General features: G+C 73.8%; 2 protein-coding genes. Both read left to right on the top strand.

The genetic code is table 11. The features are described 5' to 3' along the window. Positions 1–62 precede the first annotated feature (62 nt). Complete coding sequence (locus AB0878_RS27765; RefSeq protein WP_366583175.1) at positions 63–15,914, top strand: type I polyketide synthase; 15,852 nt, start codon at positions 63–65, stop codon at positions 15,912–15,914. Next, positions 15,911–21,208, top strand: coding sequence for a type I polyketide synthase (locus AB0878_RS27770; protein ID WP_366583176.1), 5,298 nt, complete (start codon positions 15,911–15,913; stop codon positions 21,206–21,208). Before AB0878_RS27765 ends, AB0878_RS27770 begins: the two co-directional genes overlap by 4 nt. The last annotated feature ends 93 nt before the right edge of the window (positions 21,209–21,301 follow it).

Raw genomic sequence — 21,301 nt, forward strand, 5'->3', positions numbered from 1 at the left:
AGCCGACTTACGATCCCTCCGACGACCATGAATGCTGCCTTGCTACAGCGGTGGAGTGCGTTATGCGTGAGTTAGACAAGAATCCGGAATCCGGTTTCGGCCAGCGGCTGACGCACTTGCCGCCGGGCGATCGGGCGGCGTTCGTCGCGGACGTGGTGCACAGCGCCACCAGGGCCGCGCTCCGGGCCGTGCTCCCGGAGGTGCCGGCCGTCCTCGACCCGGAGAAGGCGTTCTCCGACCACGGGTTCGACTCGCTGGCGGCGGTGGAGCTGCACGCGCAGCTCACCGACGCCACCGGGCTCGACCTGCCCGTGACGCTCGCGTTCGACCACCCGACCCCGGCCGCCGTCGCGCGGTTCCTGCACGCGCAGGTGTTCGGGGAGGAGACCGTCGACAGTGGACTGAGCGCGCGCAGCGGCAACGACGACGAGCCGGTGGCCATCGTCGGCATCGGCTGCCGGTACCCGGGTGGCGCGGCTTCGCCCGAGCAGCTGTGGCAGCTGGTCGCGGACGAAGTGCACACGATCAGCGGCTTCCCGACCGACCGCGGCTGGGACCTCGGCAAGCTCTACGACCCGGACCCAGACCGGCCCGGCAGCAGCTACGTCGCGTCCGGCGGCTTCCTGCCCGACGCCGGTGAGTTCGACGCCGGCTTCTTCGGCATCGCGCCGCGTGAGGCGTCGGCGATGGACCCGCAGCAGCGGCTCGTGCTGGAGACGGCGTGGGAAGCGCTGGAGCGGGCGAAGATCGACCCGACCACGCTGCGCGGCACGCCCGCCGGCGTGTTCATCGGCGCCGAGGCCCAGGAGTACGGTCCGCGTCTGCACGAAGCTCCCGACGGCCTCGACGGCTACCTCCTCACCGGCAACGCGCCGAGCGTCGTCTCCGGGCGCGTCGCCTACTCGCTGGGTCTCGAAGGCCCGACGCTGACGGTCGACACCGCGTGCTCGGGTTCCCTGGTGGCCCTGCACCTCGCCGTGCAGGCGCTGCGGCGCGGCGAGACGCACCTCGCGCTCGCCGGCGGTGTCGCCGTGATGGGCGCACCCGGCACGTTCACCGCGTTCAGCCGTCAGCGTGGCCTCGCCGAGGACGGTCGGTGCAAGGCGTTCGCCGCGGCGGCCGACGGCACGGGGTTCGCCGAGGGCGTGGGTGTGCTCGTGCTGGAGCGGCTGTCCGACGCCGTGGCGAACGGGCACACCGTGCTCGCCGTGGTCCGCGGTTCGGCCATCAACTCCGACGGCGCCTCCAACGGCCTCACCGCGCCCAACGGTCCTTCGCAGCAGCGCGTGATCACGCGAGCGCTGGCGGATGCCGGACTTGATCCGTCCGAAGTGGACGCCGTCGAGGCACACGGCACCGGCACGCGGCTCGGGGACCCGATCGAGGCGCAGGCGCTGCTCGCCACCTACGGGCGGGAGCGCGAGACGCCGCTGCTGCTGGGCTCGATCAAGTCCAACATCGGCCACACGCAGGCCGCCGCCGGTGTGGCCGGCGTGATCAAGATGGTCGAAGCCATGCGCCGTGGCGTGCTGCCGAAGACCCTGCACGTCGACGCGCCGACCCCGCACGTCGACTGGACGGCCGGCGCCGTCGAGCTGCTGACCGAGGCGCGCGAGTGGCCGCCGGTCGAGCGGCCGCGGCGCGCGGGGGTGTCGTCGTTCGGGGTCAGCGGCACCAACGCCCACGTGATCATCGAGCAGGCCCCGGCCGTCGAAGCTGAGGAAACGCCGGCCGAGAAGCTGCCGGTGGTGCCTCTGGTGGTGTCCGCTCGGGACGAGGACGCCTTGCGTGCGCAGGCCGCCAAGCTGGTGTCCACTGTGGAGTCCGAGAACCTTGCGGACCTCGGGTTTTCCCTCGCCACCACGCGTGCCGCGCACGACCACCGCGCCGTGGTGGTCGCCGAGAACACCGCCGACGCCGTCCGCGGGCTCGCCGCGCTGGCCGCCGGGGAGCAGGACGCCGCCGTGGTCACCGGCGAGCGCACGCCGGGCAAGCTCGCGATGTTGTTCACCGGCCAGGGTTCGCAGCGCCTGGCCATGGGCCGGGAGCTCTACCTCGCGTACCCGGTGTTCGCCGAGGTCTTCGACGAGGCCCTCGACAACCTCGACGTGCAGATGGACCAGCCGCTGCGCGACGTACTCTTCGGGGACAACGCCGACGAACTCAACCACACGCAGTACGCGCAGTGCGCCCTGTTCGCCGTCGAGGTCGCGCTCGCGCGGCTGCTGGAGTCGTGGGGCGTCAAGCCCGACGTGCTGCTCGGCCACTCGATCGGTGAGCTCGCCGCCGCGCACATCGCCGGCGTCTGGTCGCTGGCCGACGCGTGCCTGGTCGTCGCCGCCCGGGGTCGCCTGATGCAGGCGCTGCCGGAGGGAGGCGCGATGGTCGCGCTGGCCGCGACCGAAGACGAGGTGCAGCCGCTGCTCAACGACCGCCTGAGCATCGCGGCCGTCAACGGACCGTCGTCCGTCGTGGTCTCGGGTGAGCGCGACGCGGTCGAGGACGTCGCCACCGTGTTCCGGCTGCAGGGCCGCAAGACGAGTGAGCTGCGCGTGTCGCACGCGTTCCACTCGCCGCTGATGGAGCCGATGCTGGCGGAGTTCCGCGAGATCCTCGAGGTCGTGGACTACGCGCCGCCGGCGATTCCGGTGGTGTCCAACGTGACCGGCCGCCTCGCGAAGCCCGAGGAGCTGTGCTCACCGGGCTACTGGCTGTGGCACGTCCGCCGCGCGGTGCGCTTCGCCGACGGCGTGGCGACGCTGGCCGAAGCCGGCGTGACGACCGCGATCGAGGTCGGCCCCGACGCCGTCCTTTCGGCGATGGCCGCCACCGGCCCGCACGCCGACACCATCACCTTCACCGCCGCGCAGCGCCGCGACCACGCCGAGGTCACCACCCTCGCCGGTGCGCTGGGCAAGCTGCACACGCGCGGCGTGGCCGTCGACTGGACCGCGTTCTTCGGCCCGGCCCGCCGCGTGGATCTGCCGACGTACGCCTTCCAGCGCAAGCACTTCTGGCTCACCGCTCCCGTTTCGCACGGCGACGCGGCCGACCTCGGCCAGCTCGCGTCGAGCCACCCGCTGCTGGCCGCGGAGATCGGCCTCGCGGGCGACGGGCTCGTGTTCACCGGCCGCGTCGGGCTGAGGACGCACCCGTGGCTGGCCGACCACACCATCGCCGGCACCGCGGTGCTGCCCGGCACGGCGTTCGTCGAGATGGCGCTGCACGCCGGCGAACAGGCCGGCTGCGGGGTGCTCGACGAGCTGACGCTGCAGGCGCCGCTCGCGCTGCCGGAGTCCGGCGGGGTCGCGCTGCAGGCCGTGGTCGGTCCGGAGGAGGACGGCCGCCGCACCATCGAGTTCCACTCGCGTCCCGACCACGACGCCGACGCCGCCTGGACCCGCCACGCCGTGGGTGTCCTCGCGACCGGTCCCGTCGTGGAGCCGGCGAGCCTGACCGAGTGGCCGCCCGCCGGGGCCGAGGTCGTCGCCACCGCCGAGCTGTACGGCGAGCTGGCCGAGCAGGGTTACGGTTACGGCCCGCTGTTCCAGGGCCTGCGCACGGCGTGGCGGCGAGACGACGTCGTGTACGCCGAGGTCGCACTGCCCGCCGAGAAGGACGCCGCGTTCGGCATTCACCCGGCGCTGCTCGACGCCGTGCTGCACGCCACCGACTTCGCCCCGGGCGAAGCGCGGGAGGCCGACGAGATCCGGCTGCCGTTCGCGTGGACCGGCGTGCGGCTGCACGCGTCGGGCGCCACGGAGGTGCGCGTGCGGATCACGTCGCCCGCCACCGGCGGGGTCACGCTGGAGATCACCGACCCGGCCGGCGCGCCGGTGCTGTCGGTCGAGTCGTTCCGCTCGCGGGCCGTGCGCGGTGCCGATCTCGGCACGCAGGCGCGGGACCTGCTCTACACCGTGGAGTGGACGCCGGTCACGTCCGGCGCCGAACTGCCGACGCTCGCCGCGCTCGGCTCGGTCGCCGGCCTCGACGTGCCGGTCGCCGACGCGCTGGTGTCGCTGGTGGACGTTCCGCAGGCCGTGCTGCTGCCCGTTTCGGTGCGGGGCAAGAACGTCGCCACCGCCGCGAAGCAGGCCGCGCACCGCGTGCTGGCCGTGCTGCGGCAGTGGCTGGAGAACGAGCGTTACGAGTCTTCGCGGCTGGTCGTGCTGACTCGCGGTGAGCTGGCCGACTCCGCGGTGCGGGGCCTCGTGCGTTCGGCTCAGGCCGAGCACCCGGGCCGCGTGGTGCTGATCGAAGGCGCGGTCACGGCGGCGACGCTCGCCACCGCGCTCGGCTCGGGGGAGCCGGAGCTGCGCATCGAAGGCAACGCGGTGCACGCGGCCCGCCTGGTGCGGCTCACCGGCGACGCCGAGCGGCCGGCGTGGTCCGCCGAGGGCACCGTGCTCATCACCGGCGGCACGGGTGGCCTGGGCGCGCAGGTCGCGCGCCACCTCGTGACGAACCACGGCGTGCGCAGCCTCCTGCTGGTCAGCCGCCGCGGTGCCGACGCCCCGGGCGCGGCCGAGCTGGTCGCGGACCTGCGCGAGCTGGGCGCGAGCGTGACCGTGGCCGCCGCCGACGTGAGCAAGCGGCGCTCGCTGTCCGCCGCGCTGAAGAAGGCCGAGCAGCCGCTGTCCGCCGTCGTGCACACCGCCGGTGTGCTGGACAACGCCATGATCGGCGCTCTGACCGAAGAGCGGCTCGACGCCGTGCTGGCGCCGAAGGTCGACGCGGCCTGGCACCTGCACGAGCTGGTCGGTGACGTCTCCGCGTTCGTCCTGTTCTCGTCCTCGGCGGGTCTCGCCGACGGCGCGGGCCAGGCGAACTACGCGGCCGGCAACACCTTCCTCGACGCGCTGGCCGAGCACCGCTGCACCGAAGGCAAGATGGCCACGTCGCTCGCGTGGGGCCTGTGGGACGGCGACCTCGGCATGGGGACCACGCTGTCCGAAGTGGACCGAAGCCGCATCGCGCGGCTCGGCCTCGCGCCGCTGACGGTCGCCGAAAGCCTGGCCGCGCTCGACGCGGCGCTGGCCTCGGGCGCGCCGGCCGTGGTGCCGACGCGCATCGACCGGTCCGCGCTGCGGGCCCGGGGCGAGGACGTCCCGGCCGTGCTGCGGGGACTCGCCCCCGCCGGTCGTCGCCGGGCCGCCGCCGCGGTCGTCTCCGGTGAGCTGACGCCGGAGCAGCAGTTCGCCGGCCGCTTCGCCCACCTCGGTGAGGCCGACCGCGACCGCGCGGTGCTCGACTTGGTGCGCACGCACGTCGCGGCCGTACTCGGCCACGACAGCGCCGACGCGATCAACCCGGCCCGCCCGTTCGGCGAGATCGGGTTCGACTCGCTGGCCGCGGTCGAGCTGCGCAACATCCTCGACTCCGTCACCGGCATGCGCCTGCCCGCCACGCTCGTCTTCGACTACCCGACGCCGCGGGCGCTGGGCGAGTACCTCGTCGGCCGGCTGGCCGGGCTCGCACCGACGCGGCCGATCGCGCCGGTCACGACCGCCGACCCGGAGGAGCCGATCGCGATCGTCGGCATCGCCTGCCGCTACCCGGGTGGTGTGACCACGCCGGAGGACCTGTGGCGGCTGGTCGCCGACGGCGAGGAGGCGCTGACGCCGTTCCCGGCCGACCGCGGCTGGAATGTCGACGCGCTGTACGACCCGGAGCCCGGCAAGCCCGGCCACTCCTACGTCAAGCACGGCGCCTTCCTGCACGACGCCGCCGAGTTCGACGCCGACTTCTTCGAGATCAGCCCGCGTGAGGCCGCCGCCATGGACCCCCAGCAGCGGCTGCTGCTGGAGGTGTCCTGGGAGGCGTTCGAACGCGCCGGCATCGACCCGGTTTCCCTGCGCGGCAGCGCGACCGGTGTCTTCGCCGGTGTGATGTACCACGACTGGGGCACGCGGCTCGGCACGGTGTCCGACGACATCGCCGGCTACCTCGGCAACGGCAGCCTCGCCAGCGTCGTCTCCGGCCGCGTGTCCTACGCGCTGGGCTTGGAAGGCCCGACGGTCACGGTCGACACGGCCTGCTCGTCGTCGCTGGTCGCCCTCCACTGGGCGGCGCAGGCGCTGCGCCGCGGCGAGTGCACGCTCGCCCTCGCCGGCGGGGTCACGGTGATGTCCACTCCGGACACCTTCGTCGACTTCTCCCGCCAGCGCGGCCTTTCCGCCGACGGTCGCTGCCGCTCGTTCGCCGACGCGGCCGACGGCACGGGCTGGGGCGAGGGCGCGGGCATGCTGCTCGTCGAGCGCCTGTCCGACGCCCGCCGCAACGGTCACCCGGTCCTCGCGCTGCTGCGCGGATCCGCGGTGAACCACGACGGCGCGTCCAACGGCCTCACCGCCCCCAACGGTCCCTCGCAGCAGCGGGTGATCACTCGCGCGCTGGCCGACGCCGGGCTCACGCCGTCCGAAGTGGACGCCGTCGAAGGCCACGGCACCGGCACCACGCTGGGTGACCCGATCGAGGCTCAGGCGTTGCTGGCCACCTACGGCCAGGAGCGCGAAGAGCCGCTGTGGCTGGGTTCGATCAAGTCCAACATCGGCCACACGCAGGCCGCCGCCGGTGTCGCGGGCATCATCAAGATGGTCCTGGCGATGCAGCACGAGCAGCTGCCGCGCACGCTGCACGTCGACCGTCCGTCCACAGTGGTCGACTGGGCGGCGGGTTCGGTGCGGCTGCTCACTCAGCAGCAGGACTGGTCGGCCGACGGCCACCCGCGGCGTGCGGCCGTGTCGTCGTTCGGCATCAGCGGCACCAACGCCCACGTGATCCTGGAGCAGGCTCCCGAGATCGAGCGCGCGCAGCCGGCGGAGACGCAGGCCGTGGTGCCGGTCGCGCTGTCCGGCCGGTCCGCCGCCGCGGTGCGCGGGCAGGCGGTGCGGCTGCGGTCGTGGCTGGCCGAGCACGAGAACGCCGCGGTTGCGGAGATCGCGCGTTCGGTGGCCGCGACGCGGGCTTCGCTGGAGCATCGCGCGGTGGTCGTCGCCGGGACGGTGGCCGAGCTGGCCGACGGGCTCGACGCCGTCGCCACCGGTGAGGCCGCATCCGACCAGGTCACCGACGGGAAGCTCGCCTTCCTGTTCTCGGGCCAGGGCGCGCAGCGCGTGGGCATGGGCCGCGAGCTGTCCGAGGCCTACCCGGTGTTCGCCGAGGCCTTCGACGCGGTGTGCGCGGCCGTCGACCGGCACACCGACGTGCCGCTGCGCGACGTCGTCTTCGGCACCACTGCGCTCGCCGACCGTGGGCTGCTGGATCAGACGCAGTACACGCAGACCGGGCTCTTCGCGGTCGAGGTCGCCCTCTTCCGGCTCGCCGAGTCGTGGGGGATCGTCCCCGACGCGCTCGCCGGCCACTCCATCGGTGAGCTGGCCGCCGCGCACGTCGCCGGGGTGCTCTCGCTCGACGACGCCGCCAAGCTGGTCGCCGCCCGCGGCCGCCTGATGGGGGCCCTTTCGGAGCGGCCGGGCGCGATGGTCGCGTTCGCGGCGCCGGAGGCGACCGTGCGCGAGCTGCTGGCTGGGCACGACGACGTGAGCATCGCCGCCGTCAACGGGCCCGCCGCCGTGGTGGTCTCGGGTGCCGCCGACGTGGTCGCGGAGATCGAGCGCCTGGCCGGCGACATCCAGACGCGCCGGCTGCGCGTGAGCCACGCGTTCCACTCGCCGCTGATGGACCCGATGCTCGACGAGTTCGCCGCGGTCGCCGCCGGGCTCACGTACGCGGCGCCGCGGATCCCGATCGTCTCCACCGTCACCGGCCGCGTGGCCACCGACGAGGAGCTGCGCTCGCCGGAGTACTGGGTCACGCACGTCCGCGAGACCGTGCGCTTCGGCGCGGCGGTCGAGACGCTGGCACAGAGCGGCGTCCGGACGTTCCTCGAGCTCGGGCCCGACAGCGTGCTGTCGGTGCTCGGGCCGCAGAGCGCCGAAGACAGCGACGGCAACACAGTGTTCGTCCCGCTCGGCCGGCGCGACCAGGACGAGGTCCGCACGGCGCTCGCCGCCGTCGGCCGCCTCCACGCGCGGGGTGCGGCCAAGCTCGGCCTGCTGCTCGGCGACGGTCCGGTGCGCCTCGACCTGCCGACGTACGCCTTCCAGCACAAGCGTTACTGGCTCGACGCCACGCCGTCCGGCGACGTCACGGCCGTCGGCCAGCAGCCGCTGGCGCACCCGATGCTGGGTGCGGTGGTGCCGCTGTCCGGTTCGGACACCACGGTGCTCACCGGCCGGCTGTCGGCCGCGTCGGTGCCGTGGCTGGCCGACCACGTGGTGAAGGGCGCGATCCTCGTGCCCGGCACCGGTCTGCTGGAGCTGGCCGTCGCGGCCGGCGACCAGGTCGGCCTGCCGGTGGTGGAGGAGCTGACGCTGCAGGCACCGCTCGTCCTGCCGCCCGACGGTGCGGTCGCGCTGCAGGTCGTGGTCGGCCCGGCCGCCGACGACCGTCGTCCGGTCACCGTGTTCTCCCGCCCGGCCGACACCGAGGGCGAGTGGACGCAGCACGCGCTCGGCACGCTCTCGGCCGTCGCCCGGCCCGAGCCCGCCGGGCTCACCGAATGGCCGCCGCCGGGGGCGAGCGTGATCCCGGTGGAGGGCGCCTACGAGCTGCTCGCCGACCGCGGTTACGGCTACGGTCCGGCGTTCCAGGGCCTCAAGGCCGCGTGGCGCCGGGGCAACGAGGTGTTCGCCGAGGTCGCGCTGCCGGAACCGGCCGCGGCCACGGCCGGCGCCTACGGCCTGCACCCCGCACTGCTCGACACCGCCATGCACGCCGACCTCCTCGGCGACCCGAGCGGCGCGACGCTGCTTCCGTTCGTGTGGAACGGCGTGACGCTGCACGCGGTCGGCGCCGCGGTCCTGCGGGTGCGCATCGTGCGGCTGGACGGCGACGAGCTCTCGGCCATCGAGGTGGCCGACAGCGAGGGCCGGCCGGTCGCGACGATCGAGTCGCTGGTCTCGCGGCCGGTGCAGAAGGAGCTCTCGGCCGCACCGGACACTGTGGACGGTTCGCTGCTGAAGATCGCCTGGCAGCCCGGCACCGCACCGGCGGCCGCCACTGCCGTCGTGGCCGTCGGCCGCGGCCGGGTCGGGGTGGCCGCCACCTACGCCGGGTTCGCGGACCTGATCGGGGCCGTCGATCGAGGTGAGCCGGTGCCGGAGCTGGTCACGCTCTCGGTCCCGGAACGCGAAGGTGCGGTGCCGGAGGTCTCCCGCGAGCACGCGGCCTGGCTGCTGGCGGAAATCCAGGCCTGGCTGGCGGAGCCGCGGTTCGCGGGCACGAAACTCGCGGTCGTCACGCACTCCGCGACGGCGGCCGGCGGCGCGGGAGTGGACGTCACCGAAGGCGCCCTCTGGGGTCTGGCGCGCGCCGCGCAGGCCGAGCACCCGGGCCGGGTGTTCCTCGTGGACGCCGACACCGCCACCACGCCCGGCGACATCGCGTCCGCGGTCGCGTCGGGGGAGCCGGAGTCCGCGGTCCGCGCGGGTTCGGTGCTCGTGCCGCGGTACGCCCGCACCGAGACCACCGGGGTCTCGCCGTTCGGCGAAGGAACGGTGCTGGTCACCGGCGGTACCGGCGGGCTCGGCAGCCTGCTGGCGCGATACCTCGTGGCCGAGCACGGCGTGCGCGACCTCGTGCTGACGAGCCGCCGCGGCCTCGATGCCCCGGGTGCCGCGCAGCTGGCCGACGACCTCACGGACCTCGGCGCCACGGTCACCGTCGCGGCGTGCGACGTCGCCGACCGCGCCGCCATCGCGGAGCTGCTCGAGGCGTTGCCGCGGCTGTCCGCTGTGGTTCACGCGGCCGGCACGGCTGACAGCGGGGTCTTCGACTCGCTGACCGCGGACCAACTGCACTCCGTGCTCAAGCCCAAGGTCGACGCCGCTTGGCACTTGCACGAGCTGACCGCTTCGCGTGAGCTGTCCGCGTTCGTGCTGTTCTCCTCCGCCGGCGGCCAGGTCCTGCCCGCCGGCCAGGCGAACTACGCCGCGGCCAACGCGTTCCTCGACGGCCTCGCACAGCACCGCCACGCGGCGGGCCTGCCGGCGACGGCGCTGGCGTGGGGGCTGTGGGCCGAGAACACCGGCCTCGGCGGCGACCTCGCCGAGGCCGACCTCGCCCGGATGGCTCGGCTGGGCCTGCCCGCGGTCACCGCGGAGCAGGGACTCGCGTTGTTCGACGCCGCGGTGGCCACGGAAGACGCTGTGGTCGCGCCGCTGCGGGTCGACGTGCCCGCGCTGAAGGCGCGCACGGACGAGCTGCCGGCTCTGCTGCGCGGCTTCGTGCCGCCGAAGGCCCGCCGTGTCGCCAAAACCAAGGCCGCCAGCGCGGACAACGCGTTGGCGAACGAGCTGGCCGCCCTGGTCGAGAGCGAGCGCGACCGTGTGCTGCTGGATCTCGTCCGCACGCAGGTGGCCACCGTGCTCGGCTACGCGGACAAGTCCGAAGTGGACGGCACCCGGGCGTTCAAGGAGCTCGGGTTCGACTCCCTGGCGGCGGTGGAGCTGCGCAACCTGCTTGGCACCGCCACCGGGCTCTCGCTCCCGGCGACGCTCATCTTCGACCACCCGACCGCCAAGGCCGTCGCCGACTTCGTGAAGGGCAAGCTGCTCGGCGCGGTCACCAAGAAGTCGACCACGCGCACCAACGCCGCCGGTGTTTCGATGCAGGAACCGATCGCGATCGTCGGCATGGCCTGCCGCTACCCCGGCGGCGTGCGGTCGCCCGAGGACCTGTGGCGGCTGCTCGTCGACGAGGTCGACGCGGTCAGCGGCTTCCCGACCAACCGCGGCTGGGACACCGAGGGCATCTACGACCCCGAACGCGGCAAGCGTGGCAAGACCTACGCCAACCAGGGCGGGTTTCTGCACGACGCCGCCGAGTTCGACCCGGCGTTCTTCGGCATCGGCCCGCGCGAGGCCATGGCGATGGACCCGCAACAGCGGCTGCTGCTGGAGACGGCGTGGGAGGCCATCGAACGCGCCGGCATCGACCCGACCGCGCTGCGCGGCAGCCTGACCGGCGTCTTCACCGGCGCCATGTACGACGACTACGGCAGCCGGGCCCCCGGCGCGCCCGCCGACGTCGCCGCCTACATCCCCAACGGCAGCTCCGGCGCGGTCGTCTCCGGTCGCATCTCCTACCTGCTGGGGCTCGAAGGTCCGTGCATGACGGTGGACACGGCGTGCTCGTCTTCGCTGGTCACGCTGCACCTCGCGGTGCAGGCACTGCGGGCCGGCGAGTGCGGGCTGGCGCTGGCCGGCGGCGTGACGGTGCTTTCGCAGTCGGACCTGTTCGTCGACTCCAGCCGCCAGGGGGTGCTTTCGCCCAACGGCCGCTCGAAGTCCTTCTCCGCCGCGTCCGACGGCGTCGGCTGGGCCGAGGGCGCGGGCCTGCTCCTGCTGGAGCGGCTGTCCGACGCGCAGCGCAACGGCCACGAGGTGCTCGCCGTCGTGCGCTCCAGCGCGGTGAACCAGGACGGCGCGTCCAACGGGCTCACCGCCCCGAACGGCCCCTCGCAGGAACGCGTGATCCACGCGGCGCTGGCCGCCGGTGGACTGCGTCCGTCCGAAGTGGACGCGGTCGAGGCGCACGGTTCGGGCACGAGACTCGGTGACCCCATCGAGGCGCAGGCCCTGCTCGCGACCTACGGCCAGGACCGGCCCGAGGGACACCCGCTGTACCTGGGCTCCGTGAAGTCGAACATCGGTCACGCGCAGGCGTCCGGTGGTGCGGCCGGCGTGATGAAGGTGGTGCAGGCGCTGCGGCACAACCTGCTGCCGCGGACGCTGCACGTCGACGCGCCGTCGCCGGTCGTCGACTGGACGACGGGCGACATCGAGCTGCTGACCGAGGCCCGGCCGTGGCTGCCGAACGGGCGGCCGCGCCGTGCCGGGGTCTCGTCCTTCGGCATCAGCGGGACCAACGCGCACATCATCATCGAGGAGGCGCCGCCGTCCACTGTGGAGGCGCCGCGCGCCAGTGCTCCGGCGTTGCCGGTGGTGCCGCTGCCGCTCGCGGGATCGGTGGGCCAGGCGCTGGCCGACCAGGCCGCCCGGCTCGCCGAGCACCTGCGGGCCAACCCGGAGCTGGACCTGACCGACGTCGGGTACTCGCTCGCCACCGGTCGCGCGGCGCTCGACCACCGCGCGGTGGTGCTGGCCGCAGACCGCGAGGCCGCGTTGAAGGCACTCGACGGGCTCGCCACCGGCGGAACCCCGGCGAGCACCGTGACCGGCACGATCAGCGCGGCCGACCTGACCGCGTTCCTCTTCACCGGGCAGGGCGCGCAGCAGCCGGGCATGGGCCGCGGGCTGTACGAGGCCTTCCCGGTGTTCGCCGGCGCGTTCGACGAGATCTGCGGCCTGTTCGACGGCGATATCCGCGGTCTCTCCGAGACGGACGTGCCGCTCAAGCGGGTCATCTGGGCCGAGAAGGGCTCCGACGACGGGAAGCTGGTCAACCAGACCGCCTACACGCAGTGCGCGCTGTTCGCGATCGAGGTCGCGCTCTACCGCCTGGTGGAGTCGTGGGGCGCCGCGCCCGACTACGTGGCCGGGCACTCGATCGGTGAGCTCGCCGCGGCCCACGTGGCCGGGGTGCTGTCGCTGGCCGATGCCTGCACGCTGGTCGCCGCTCGCGGCCGGTTGATGCAGGCGCTGCCGAGCGGGGGCGCCATGGCCGCGATCGCGGCCACGGAGGACGAGGTGCGCGCTGCGCTGCCGTCCGAAGTGGACGTCGCCGCGGTCAACGGGCCGCGCTCGGTCGTGATCTCGGGGCCGGAAGCGTCGGTCCGGACGGCCATGGCCACGTTCTCCGACGCCGGGCGCCGCACGAAGCAGCTGGTCGTGTCGCACGCGTTCCACTCGGCGCTGATGGAGCCGATGCTGGCGGAGTTCGGCGCGGTTGCCGAGGGCCTCAGCTACTCGGCCCCGGCGATTCCGGTGGTGTCCAACGTGACCGGGCGGATCGCCACGGCCGCCGAGCTGTGCTCGCCCGACTACTGGGTGGGGCACGTTCGAGAGGCCGTGCGGTTCGCCGACGGGATCACGACTTTGCTGGGCGCCGGCGTCACGCGGTTCGTGGAGCTGGGCCCGGACGCGGTCCTCACGGGCATGGCCCGCGAGAGCGACACCGCGGCCGCCGAACGGCCGGACCGCGTGGTGCAGGTGCCGGCGATGCGGCGCGGCCGCGACGAGGTGACCACGCTGTTCACCGCGCTCGGCACGCTGTACTCGCGGGGCACGGCCCTCGAATGGCGGGCGCTGTTCGCCGGCCGCGGTGCGTCCACTGTGGACCTGCCGACGTACGCGTTCCAGAACAAGTCCTACTGGCTCGACGCGACCAAGGGCACCGGCGACGTCGGTTCGCTGGGCGCCAAGTCCGCCGCGCACCCGCTGCTGGGTGCGCTGGTGGAGCTGCCCGACGGCGGCGCGGTGCTCACGGGCCGGCTGTCCACGGCGACGCAGCCGTGGCTGGCCGACCACGTGGTGATGGGCCGCACGATGCTGCCCGGCACCGCGTACGTCGAGCTGGCCGCGCACGCCGGCGACCAGGTCGGGGCGGGCCTGCTCGAAGAGCTGACCCAGCAGGCACCGCTGCTGCTGCCCGAAGACGGCGTGGACCTGCGCGTGGTCGTCGGGGCTCCGGACGCCAGTGGCCGCCGGGAGTTCTCGGTGCACTCGCGAGCCGCTGAGCGCGGTGCTTGGACGCAGCACGCGGCGGGCACGCTCACCACGGGAACTCCGGCGGCGCAGTTCGACCTGGCGGCCTGGCCGCCGGCGGGCGCCGAGGCCGTGGACCTGACCGGGCTCTACGACGACCTCGCGGGCCTCGGCTTCGGCTACGGCCCGACGTTCCGGAACCTCCGCGCGGTCTGGCTGCACGAGGATGAGGTGTTCGCCGAGGTGGCGCTGCCCGAGGGCACAGCGGCCGGCGAGTTCGGCCTCCACCCGGGCCTGCTCGACTCCGCGCTGGGCGCGACGGACTTCCTCGTGCCGGGCGGCCCGAAGGCGCTGACCGAGACGACGATCCCGTTCGCCTGGAACGCGGTCTCACTGTTCGCGGCGGGTGCCACGGCGCTGCGGGTGCGGGTGCGCAAGACGGAGAACGGGGCCGAGCTGGCGCTCGCCGACGCGGCCGGTGCGCCGGTCGCGTGGATCGAGTCGCTGGTCACGCGGCCGGTGTCGGAGAGCCAGCTCGGCGCGAAGGTGCCGGACTCGCTCTACCGCATCGACTGGTCGCCCGCGTCGGGTGTGCGGCTGGCGCCGTCGATCGACGGCTGGGCCGTGCTGGGTGCCGACGATCTCGGGTTGGGCCTGCCCGTGCACGCCGAGCCGGTGGCGGCCGACGTGCTGGTGCTGCCGGTCGCGACCGAGGACGGCGACGTGCCGGCCCGCGTCCACGCGACGGTGCGGAAGACGTTGGCGCTGCTGCAGAACTGGCTCGGCCGGTTCGACGACGGCAAGCTTTTGGTCGTCACCCGCGGTGCGGTCGAGGCGGACACGCCGGACCTGGCGCAGGCGCCGGTCTGGGGTCTGGTGCGGGCCGCGCAGGCCGAGAACCCGGGCCGGATTCAGCTGGTCGACGTGGACGGCAAGGCGGAGTCCGCGCAGGCGCTGCCCGCGGTGGCGGCTTCGGGTGAGCCCGAGGCGGTCGTCCGTGCCGGTGAGGTGCGGGTGCCGCGGCTGGTGCGGGTGACCGAGATCGGCGAGCCGGTCGAGTGGAACCCCGATGGCACGGTGCTGATCACCGGGGGCGCCGGTCTGCTCGGCGGGCTGCTGGCCCGGCACCTGGTCGCCCGCGGCGCCCGCGACCTCGTCCTCACGAGCCGCCGGGGCCTCGACGCTCCGGGTGCGCGGGAGCTGGTCGAGGAACTCGCGGGGCAAGGCGCGAAGGTCACCGTGGCCGCGTGCGACGTCACCGACCGCGCCGACCTGGCGGGGCTGCTGGAGACGCTGCCGAAGCTCACCGCCGTGGTCCACGCGGCCGGGCAGATGGACAGCGCGGTGCTGGGCGCCCTCACTCCGGAGCAGGTCGAGACCGTGCTGCGGCCGAAGGTCGACGCGGCCTGGCACCTGCACGAGCTCACGGCGTCGCGGGACCTGGCGGCGTTCGTCCTCTACTCGTCGGCAGGCGGCCTGTTGCTGGCCGCGGGGCAGGCCAACTACGCGGCGGGCAACGTGTTCCTCGACGCGCTGGCCGAGCACCGGGCCGCACAGGGCCTGCCGGCGACCGCCCTGGCCTGGGGTCCGTGGGAAGGCACCGACGGCGAGGTCGACCTGGCGCACATCGCCCGGTACGGCGTCGCCGAGCTGACCGCGGAAGACGGGCTGGCGTTGTTCGACGCCGCGCTCGCGGCGCGGCGGCCGGCACTCGTGCCGGTGGAGCTGGCCGACCTGAAGGAAGCCGACCGCGTGGCCCCGCTCCTGCGTGGCCTCCTGACGGCTCCGTCCCGGCGGGCGGCGACGGCCGCGGTGACCGCCGCACCCGAGGCCGGTTTCGCCGATCGGGTCACCGCGCTGGCGGCGAGCGAGCGGGAAGCGGCGGCGCTGCAGCTGGTGTGCGAGCACGCGGCGGCGGTGCTGGGTTACGACGACGCTTCGGCCGTCGGGGTCGAGAAGGGCTTCACAGACCTCGGCATCGACTCGCTGGCGGCGTTGGAACTGCGCAACCGGCTCGGGGCGGCGACGGGGCTGCGGCTGCCGGCGACGCTGATCTTCGACTACCCGAGCCCGCTCCCGCTGGCCCGCCACCTCCTGGCGGAACTGCTGCCGGAGTCCGAAGAGGACAGTGTGCTCGAAGAGAACGACGAAGCCGCGTCCGCAGTCGCGGCGATGGACCTGGCCGACCTGGTCCGCTCCGCGATGGGTGGCGACCAGACCGACGAACGAGGTGAGTCCCGGTGACCCAGTCCCCGTCGACCGAGCAGATCGTCGCCGCGCTGCGGCAGTCCATGACGGACAACGAACGGCTCAAGGCGGACAACAAGAAGCTCTCCGCCCGGCTGCACGAGCCGATCGCGATCATCGGCATGGGCTGCCGCTACCCCGGCGGCGTCACGACTCCGGACGAGCTGTGGCAGCTGGTCGCGGGCGGCGTCGACGCGATCGGCGAGTTCCCGGCCGACCGCGGCTGGGACACGGCGTCGATCCACGACCCCAGCGGTTCCCGGCCCGGCACGACGTACTCGAACGAAGGCGGTTTCCTGCCCGAAGCCGCCGACTTCGAGCCGGAGTTCTTCGGGATCTCGCCGCGGGAGGCGCTCACGCTCGACCCGCAGCAGCGCGTGCTGCTGGAGACGGCGTGGGAAGCGGTGGAGCGCGCCGGGATCGTGCCGGCGACGCTGCGCGGCTCCAGCACCGGCGTGTTCACCGGCGTGATGTACCACGACTACGGCGCGGGCAGCAGCGACGGCAGCCTCATCTCCGGGCGCGTCTCGTACACGCTCGGGCTCGAAGGTCCGTCGGTGTCGGTGGACACGGCGTGCTCCTCTTCGCTCGTCGCCATGCACCTCGCGGCGCAGGCGCTGCGGCGCGGCGAGTGTTCCCTGGCGCTGGCCGGCGGCGTGACGGTGATGGTGACGCCGGACATGTTCGTGTACTTCAGCGAGCAGCACGGGCTGTCCTCCGACGGGCGCTGCAAGGCGTTCGGCAGCGGCGCCGACGGCGTCGGCTGCTCGGAAGGCGCCGGGATGCTGCTGCTGGAGCGGCTTTCGGACGCTCGCCGAAACGGTCACCACGTGCTCGCCGTGCTGCGCGGCAGCGCGGTGAACTCCGACGGCGCATCGAGCGGCATCACGGTGCCCAACGGCCCGGCGCAGCAGCGCGTGATTCGCGCGGCGCTGGCCGACGGCGGGCTCGAACTGTCCGATGTGGACTTCGTCGAGGCGCACGGCACGGGCACGAAGCTGGGTGACCCGATCGAGGCACAGGCACTGATCGCGACCTACGGCAAGGTGACGACGCCCGAACGGCCGCTGTACGTCGGCTCGTTCAAGTCGAACGTCGGCCACACGCAGGCCGCGGCCGGCGTCGGCGGTGTGATCAAGGTGGTGGAGTCGCTGCGACGTGGTGTCCTGCCGCGCACGCTGCACGCCGAGGAGCCGTCGCCGCACGTCGACTGGTCCGACGACACGGTCGCGCTGCTCGCCGACGAGCGGGCGTGGCCGGAGACCGGGCGCGCGCGGCGGGCCGCGGTGTCTTCGTTCGGGATCAGCGGGACGAACGCGCACGTGATCGTGGAGCAGGGTGACCCGGCTCCCGAGCCTTCGGCCGAGGGCGGGCCCGTGACGTGGCTGTTCTCGGCCACTGGGCCCCAGGCGCTGCGGGCGCAGGCGGGCCGGCTGGCCGAGGTTTCGGGGTCGGCGGCGGACATCGGGCTCTCGTTGGTGACCACGCGAACGTTGGCCGAGTACCGGGCCGGGGTCGTGGCGGCCGATCGCGCGGGTGCCGTGCGGGCGTTGACGGAGTATGCCGCCGGGCGCGCGCCGGCCGGAATTGTCGAAGGTGTTGCGGCGCCGGGGAAAACGGCGTTCCTGTTCACCGGCCAGGGCGCGCAGCGGGCGGGGATGGGCCTGGAGCTGGCTGCGGCCCATCCCGTCTTCGCCGCCGCGTTGGACGAGGTCGCCGCCGAGCTGGATCCGCACCTGGACACGCCGCTGCGCGAACTGCTGGCGGACGCGGACAAGCTCGACGAGACCGGCTACACGCAGCCGGCGCTGTTCGCCGTCGAGGTCGCGGTGTTCCGGCTGCTGGAGACGTGGGGCGTGCGGGCGGATCGGCTGGTCGGGCATTCGATCGGCGAGCTGGCGGCCGCGCACTGCGCGGGTGTGTTCTCACTGGCCGACGCGTGCCGGCTGGTGGCCGCGCGGGCGCGGCTGATGCAGGCGCTCCCACGTGGCGGCGCGATGGTCGCGGTGCAGGCGCGGGAGGACGAGATCCGGCTCATCGACGGCGTCGGGATCGCCGCGGTGAACGGGCCCGATTCGGTCGTGTTGTCCGGGGTCGAGGACGCGGTGCTGGCGGTCGCGGAGAAGTTCGCGCGGACGTCGCGGTTGCGCGTGTCGCACGCGTTCCACTCGCCGCTGATGGAGCCGATGCTGGCGGAGTTCGCCACGGTGGCGGCGCAGGTGAACTACTCGGCGCCGGCGATTCCCGTCGTGACCACAGCCGGTGGCGATCTGTCCACTCCGGACTACTGGGTCCGGCAGGTGCGCGAGGCCGTGCGGTTCGCCGACGCGATGCGCACGGTGCTGGCTGACGGAGTGACCACGTTCGTCGAGGTCGGCCCGAGTGCGGTGCTCACCGCGATGGGGCAGAGCTGCCTGGCCGGCGACGAACGGGCGACGTTCGTGCCGGTGCTGCGCAAGGACCGGCCGGAGGCCGAGAGTGCGGCCACGGCGGTCGCGACGCTGTTCACGGCCGGGGTGCCCGTCGACTTCGAGGCGTTCTACGCCGGCGCGCACCGGGTGGAGCTGCCGACGTATGCGTTCCAGCGCAAGCGCTACTGGCTCGACAACCCGACCGGCGCCCGCGTCCGGGGCGTGGCCGAGGTCGGCCAGCGCGAGGCCGGGCATCCGTTGCTGGGTGCCGTGGTGGTCGCGGCCGACTCGGGTGGTGTGGTGCTCACCGGCAAGCTTTCGCTGAGCGCGCAGCCGTGGCTGGCCGACCACGTGGTGCAGGGGGCGGCGTTGTTCCCGGGCACGGCGTTCGTGGAGCTGGCCGTGCGGGCCGGCGACGAGGTCGGCTGCGCGCGGCTCGACGAGCTGACGTTGGCCGCGCCGCTGATCCTGCCCGCGCAGGGTGGGGTGCGGCTGCAGGTCACGGTCGGCTCCCAGGACGAGGACGGCACCCGAACGCTGGGCATCTACTCGCAGGCCGAAGGCGCTGACGAGTGGGTTCAGCACGGTAGCGGCCGCCTTTCGTCCACTGTGGACGCACGGCCGGAAGCCGCCGAGTGGCCGCCCGCGGGCGCGGCCGAGATCGACGTGACCGGCCGCTACGACGACCTCGCCGCCCAGGGCTTCGACTACGGCCCGGTGTTCGCCGGGCTGCGCCGCGTCTGGCGGGTGGGTGACCGGCTGGCGGCCGAGGTCTCGGTACCCGAGCACGCGAACGCCGAAGCGTTCGGCCTGCACCCCGCGTTGCTCGACGCCGCGCTGCACACGATCGGCCTCGCCGGGCCGACGGAGGACAAGCCGGTGCTGCCGTTCGCGTGGTCCGGGGTGTCGCTGCACGCCGGCGGCGCGTCGAGCCTGCGGGTACTGATCTCGTCGGACGTCGAGAACACGGTGTCGCTCACGGCCACCGACCCGAGCGGGTCGCCGGTCCTGAGCGTGGAATCGCTGGCGCTGCGGCCGATCGCGGACGACGCGTTCGCGGCGGCCGAGCGTTCGGCGGTGGACGACTCGCTGTTCCGCGTGGAATGGCCGGCGTGGTCCGGTGAGCCGGCCGCGGCCGTGACGTCGGCGGTGCTCGGCGAGGACGTCTTCGGTCTCGGTGGGAAGACCTTCGCGGACTTCGAAGCACTGGTCGCCGGGATCCACGGTAGTGACGCCGTGCCGGACGTGGTGTTCGTGCCGTTCGCCGCGCCCGAGGTCGCCACGCCGGCCGGAGCGCGCGAAGCCGTGCACCGCCTGCTGGCCCTCGCCCAGGCGTGGGTCGGCGAGGACGTGCTGGCTGCGTCACGGCTGGTCGTGGTGGCGCGGCGTGCGATCGGCACCCGGCCGGACGAGGCGGTGGCCGACCTGACGCACGCGGCGCTCTGGGGTGTCGTGCGGACGGCGCAGCTGGAGTACCCGGACCGCTTCCTGATCGTGGACCTCGACGGCGGCCCGGTGCCGGTCGCCGAGGTGCTCGGGGCGATGTACGCGGACGAGCCCGGCGTCGCCGTGCGTGCCGGCCAGGTGCTCGTGCACCGGCTGGCCAAGTTCGTGCCGGATGAAAAGCCGGTGCAGCTCGGCGGAACCGTGCTGGTCACCGGCGCGACCGGCGTGCTGGGCAAGCTGATCGCGCGGCACCTGGTGACGTCGTACGGCGTGCGGGACCTGCTCCTGACCAGCCGGCGCGGCCTCGACGCGCCGGGCGCGCCCGAGTTCGTGGCGTCGCTGGAAGAGCTGGGAGCTTCCGTTTCGCTGGTCGCGTGCGATCTGGCTTCGCGTGACGCGGTGGTTTCGTTGCTGGACGGGGTTTCCCTGTCCGCGGTGATCCACACGGCCGGGGTGGTCGACGACGGTGTGCTGCTGTCACTGACGCCGGAGCGGATGGACGCGGTGCTGCGGCCCAAGATCGACGCCGCGTGGCACCTGTCCGAGCTGACGGCGTCGATGGACCTGGCGGCCTTCGTGCTGTACTCGTCTGCCGGCGGCACGCTGGGCGCGGCCGGCCAGGCGAACTACTCGGCGGCGAACGTGTTCCTCGACGCGCTGGCGCAGCACCGCGTCGCAGCCGGGCTGCCGGGCGTTTCGCTGGCCTGGGGCCTGTGGTCCGAGGGCGGCATGTCCGGCGAGCTCGGCGACACCGACCTCATCCGCATGGCCCGCTCCGGCGTCTTCGGGCTGTCCTTTGCGGACGGTCTGGAGCTGTTCGACGCCGTTTTCGGGACCACGGAACCGGCGCTGGTGCCGGTGCGGCTGGACCTGTCCGGGCTGCGGGCCGACGCGCACAGCGTGCCGGCGATGCTGCGGGGGCTGGTCAAACGGTCGACGCGACGCCGGGCCGAGGTGGTCGACGACTCGTGGGGCCGGATTTCCTCGCTGCCCGCGGGAGAACGCCCGCGGGCCGTCGTGGACCTGGTGTGTGGCACGGCCGCGGTGGTGCTGGGCCACGAGAACGCCGGTGCGGTGGACCCGCGCAAGGGGTTCATCGAGCTGGGCTTCGATTCGCTGACGGCGATCGAGCTGCGCAACCGCCTCGACGTGGTGACCGGGCTGCGGCTGCCGGCCACGCTGATCTTCGACTACCCCTCGGTGGAGGTGCTGGCCGAGTTCCTCGCGGAGTCCGTGGCGGACGGCCCGTCCGACGTCGAGGTGCGCGTGGAGGAGCTGGTGGCGGCGCTGCGGAGCGCGGACGCCGACGTGCGGGGCAAGGTCGTGGACCGGCTGAAGTCCGTCGTGGGCGAGTTCTCCGGGGACGACGAGGTCGAAGACGCCAGCGCGGACGAGCTGTTCGCGATGCTGGACGAGGAGCTCGGCGCACACTAGCGACAACGAGAAGCGGGCCGTCCACAGTGGAAACTGTGGGCGGCCCGTCGTCGTGTCCGGGGGAGCGGAGCGGGCGGCGCTCGACGCTCGGGG

The sequence above is a fragment of the Amycolatopsis sp. NPDC047767 genome (assembly GCF_040704195.1).
GTDB lineage: Bacteria > Actinomycetota > Actinomycetes > Mycobacteriales > Pseudonocardiaceae > Amycolatopsis.

Bases quoted from the DNA above. Each gene is read 5' to 3' on its own strand.
- AB0878_RS27765 (WP_366583175.1), top strand. From the start codon at position 63: ATGCGTGAGTTAGACAAGAATCCGGAATCCGGTTTCGGCCAGCGGCTG.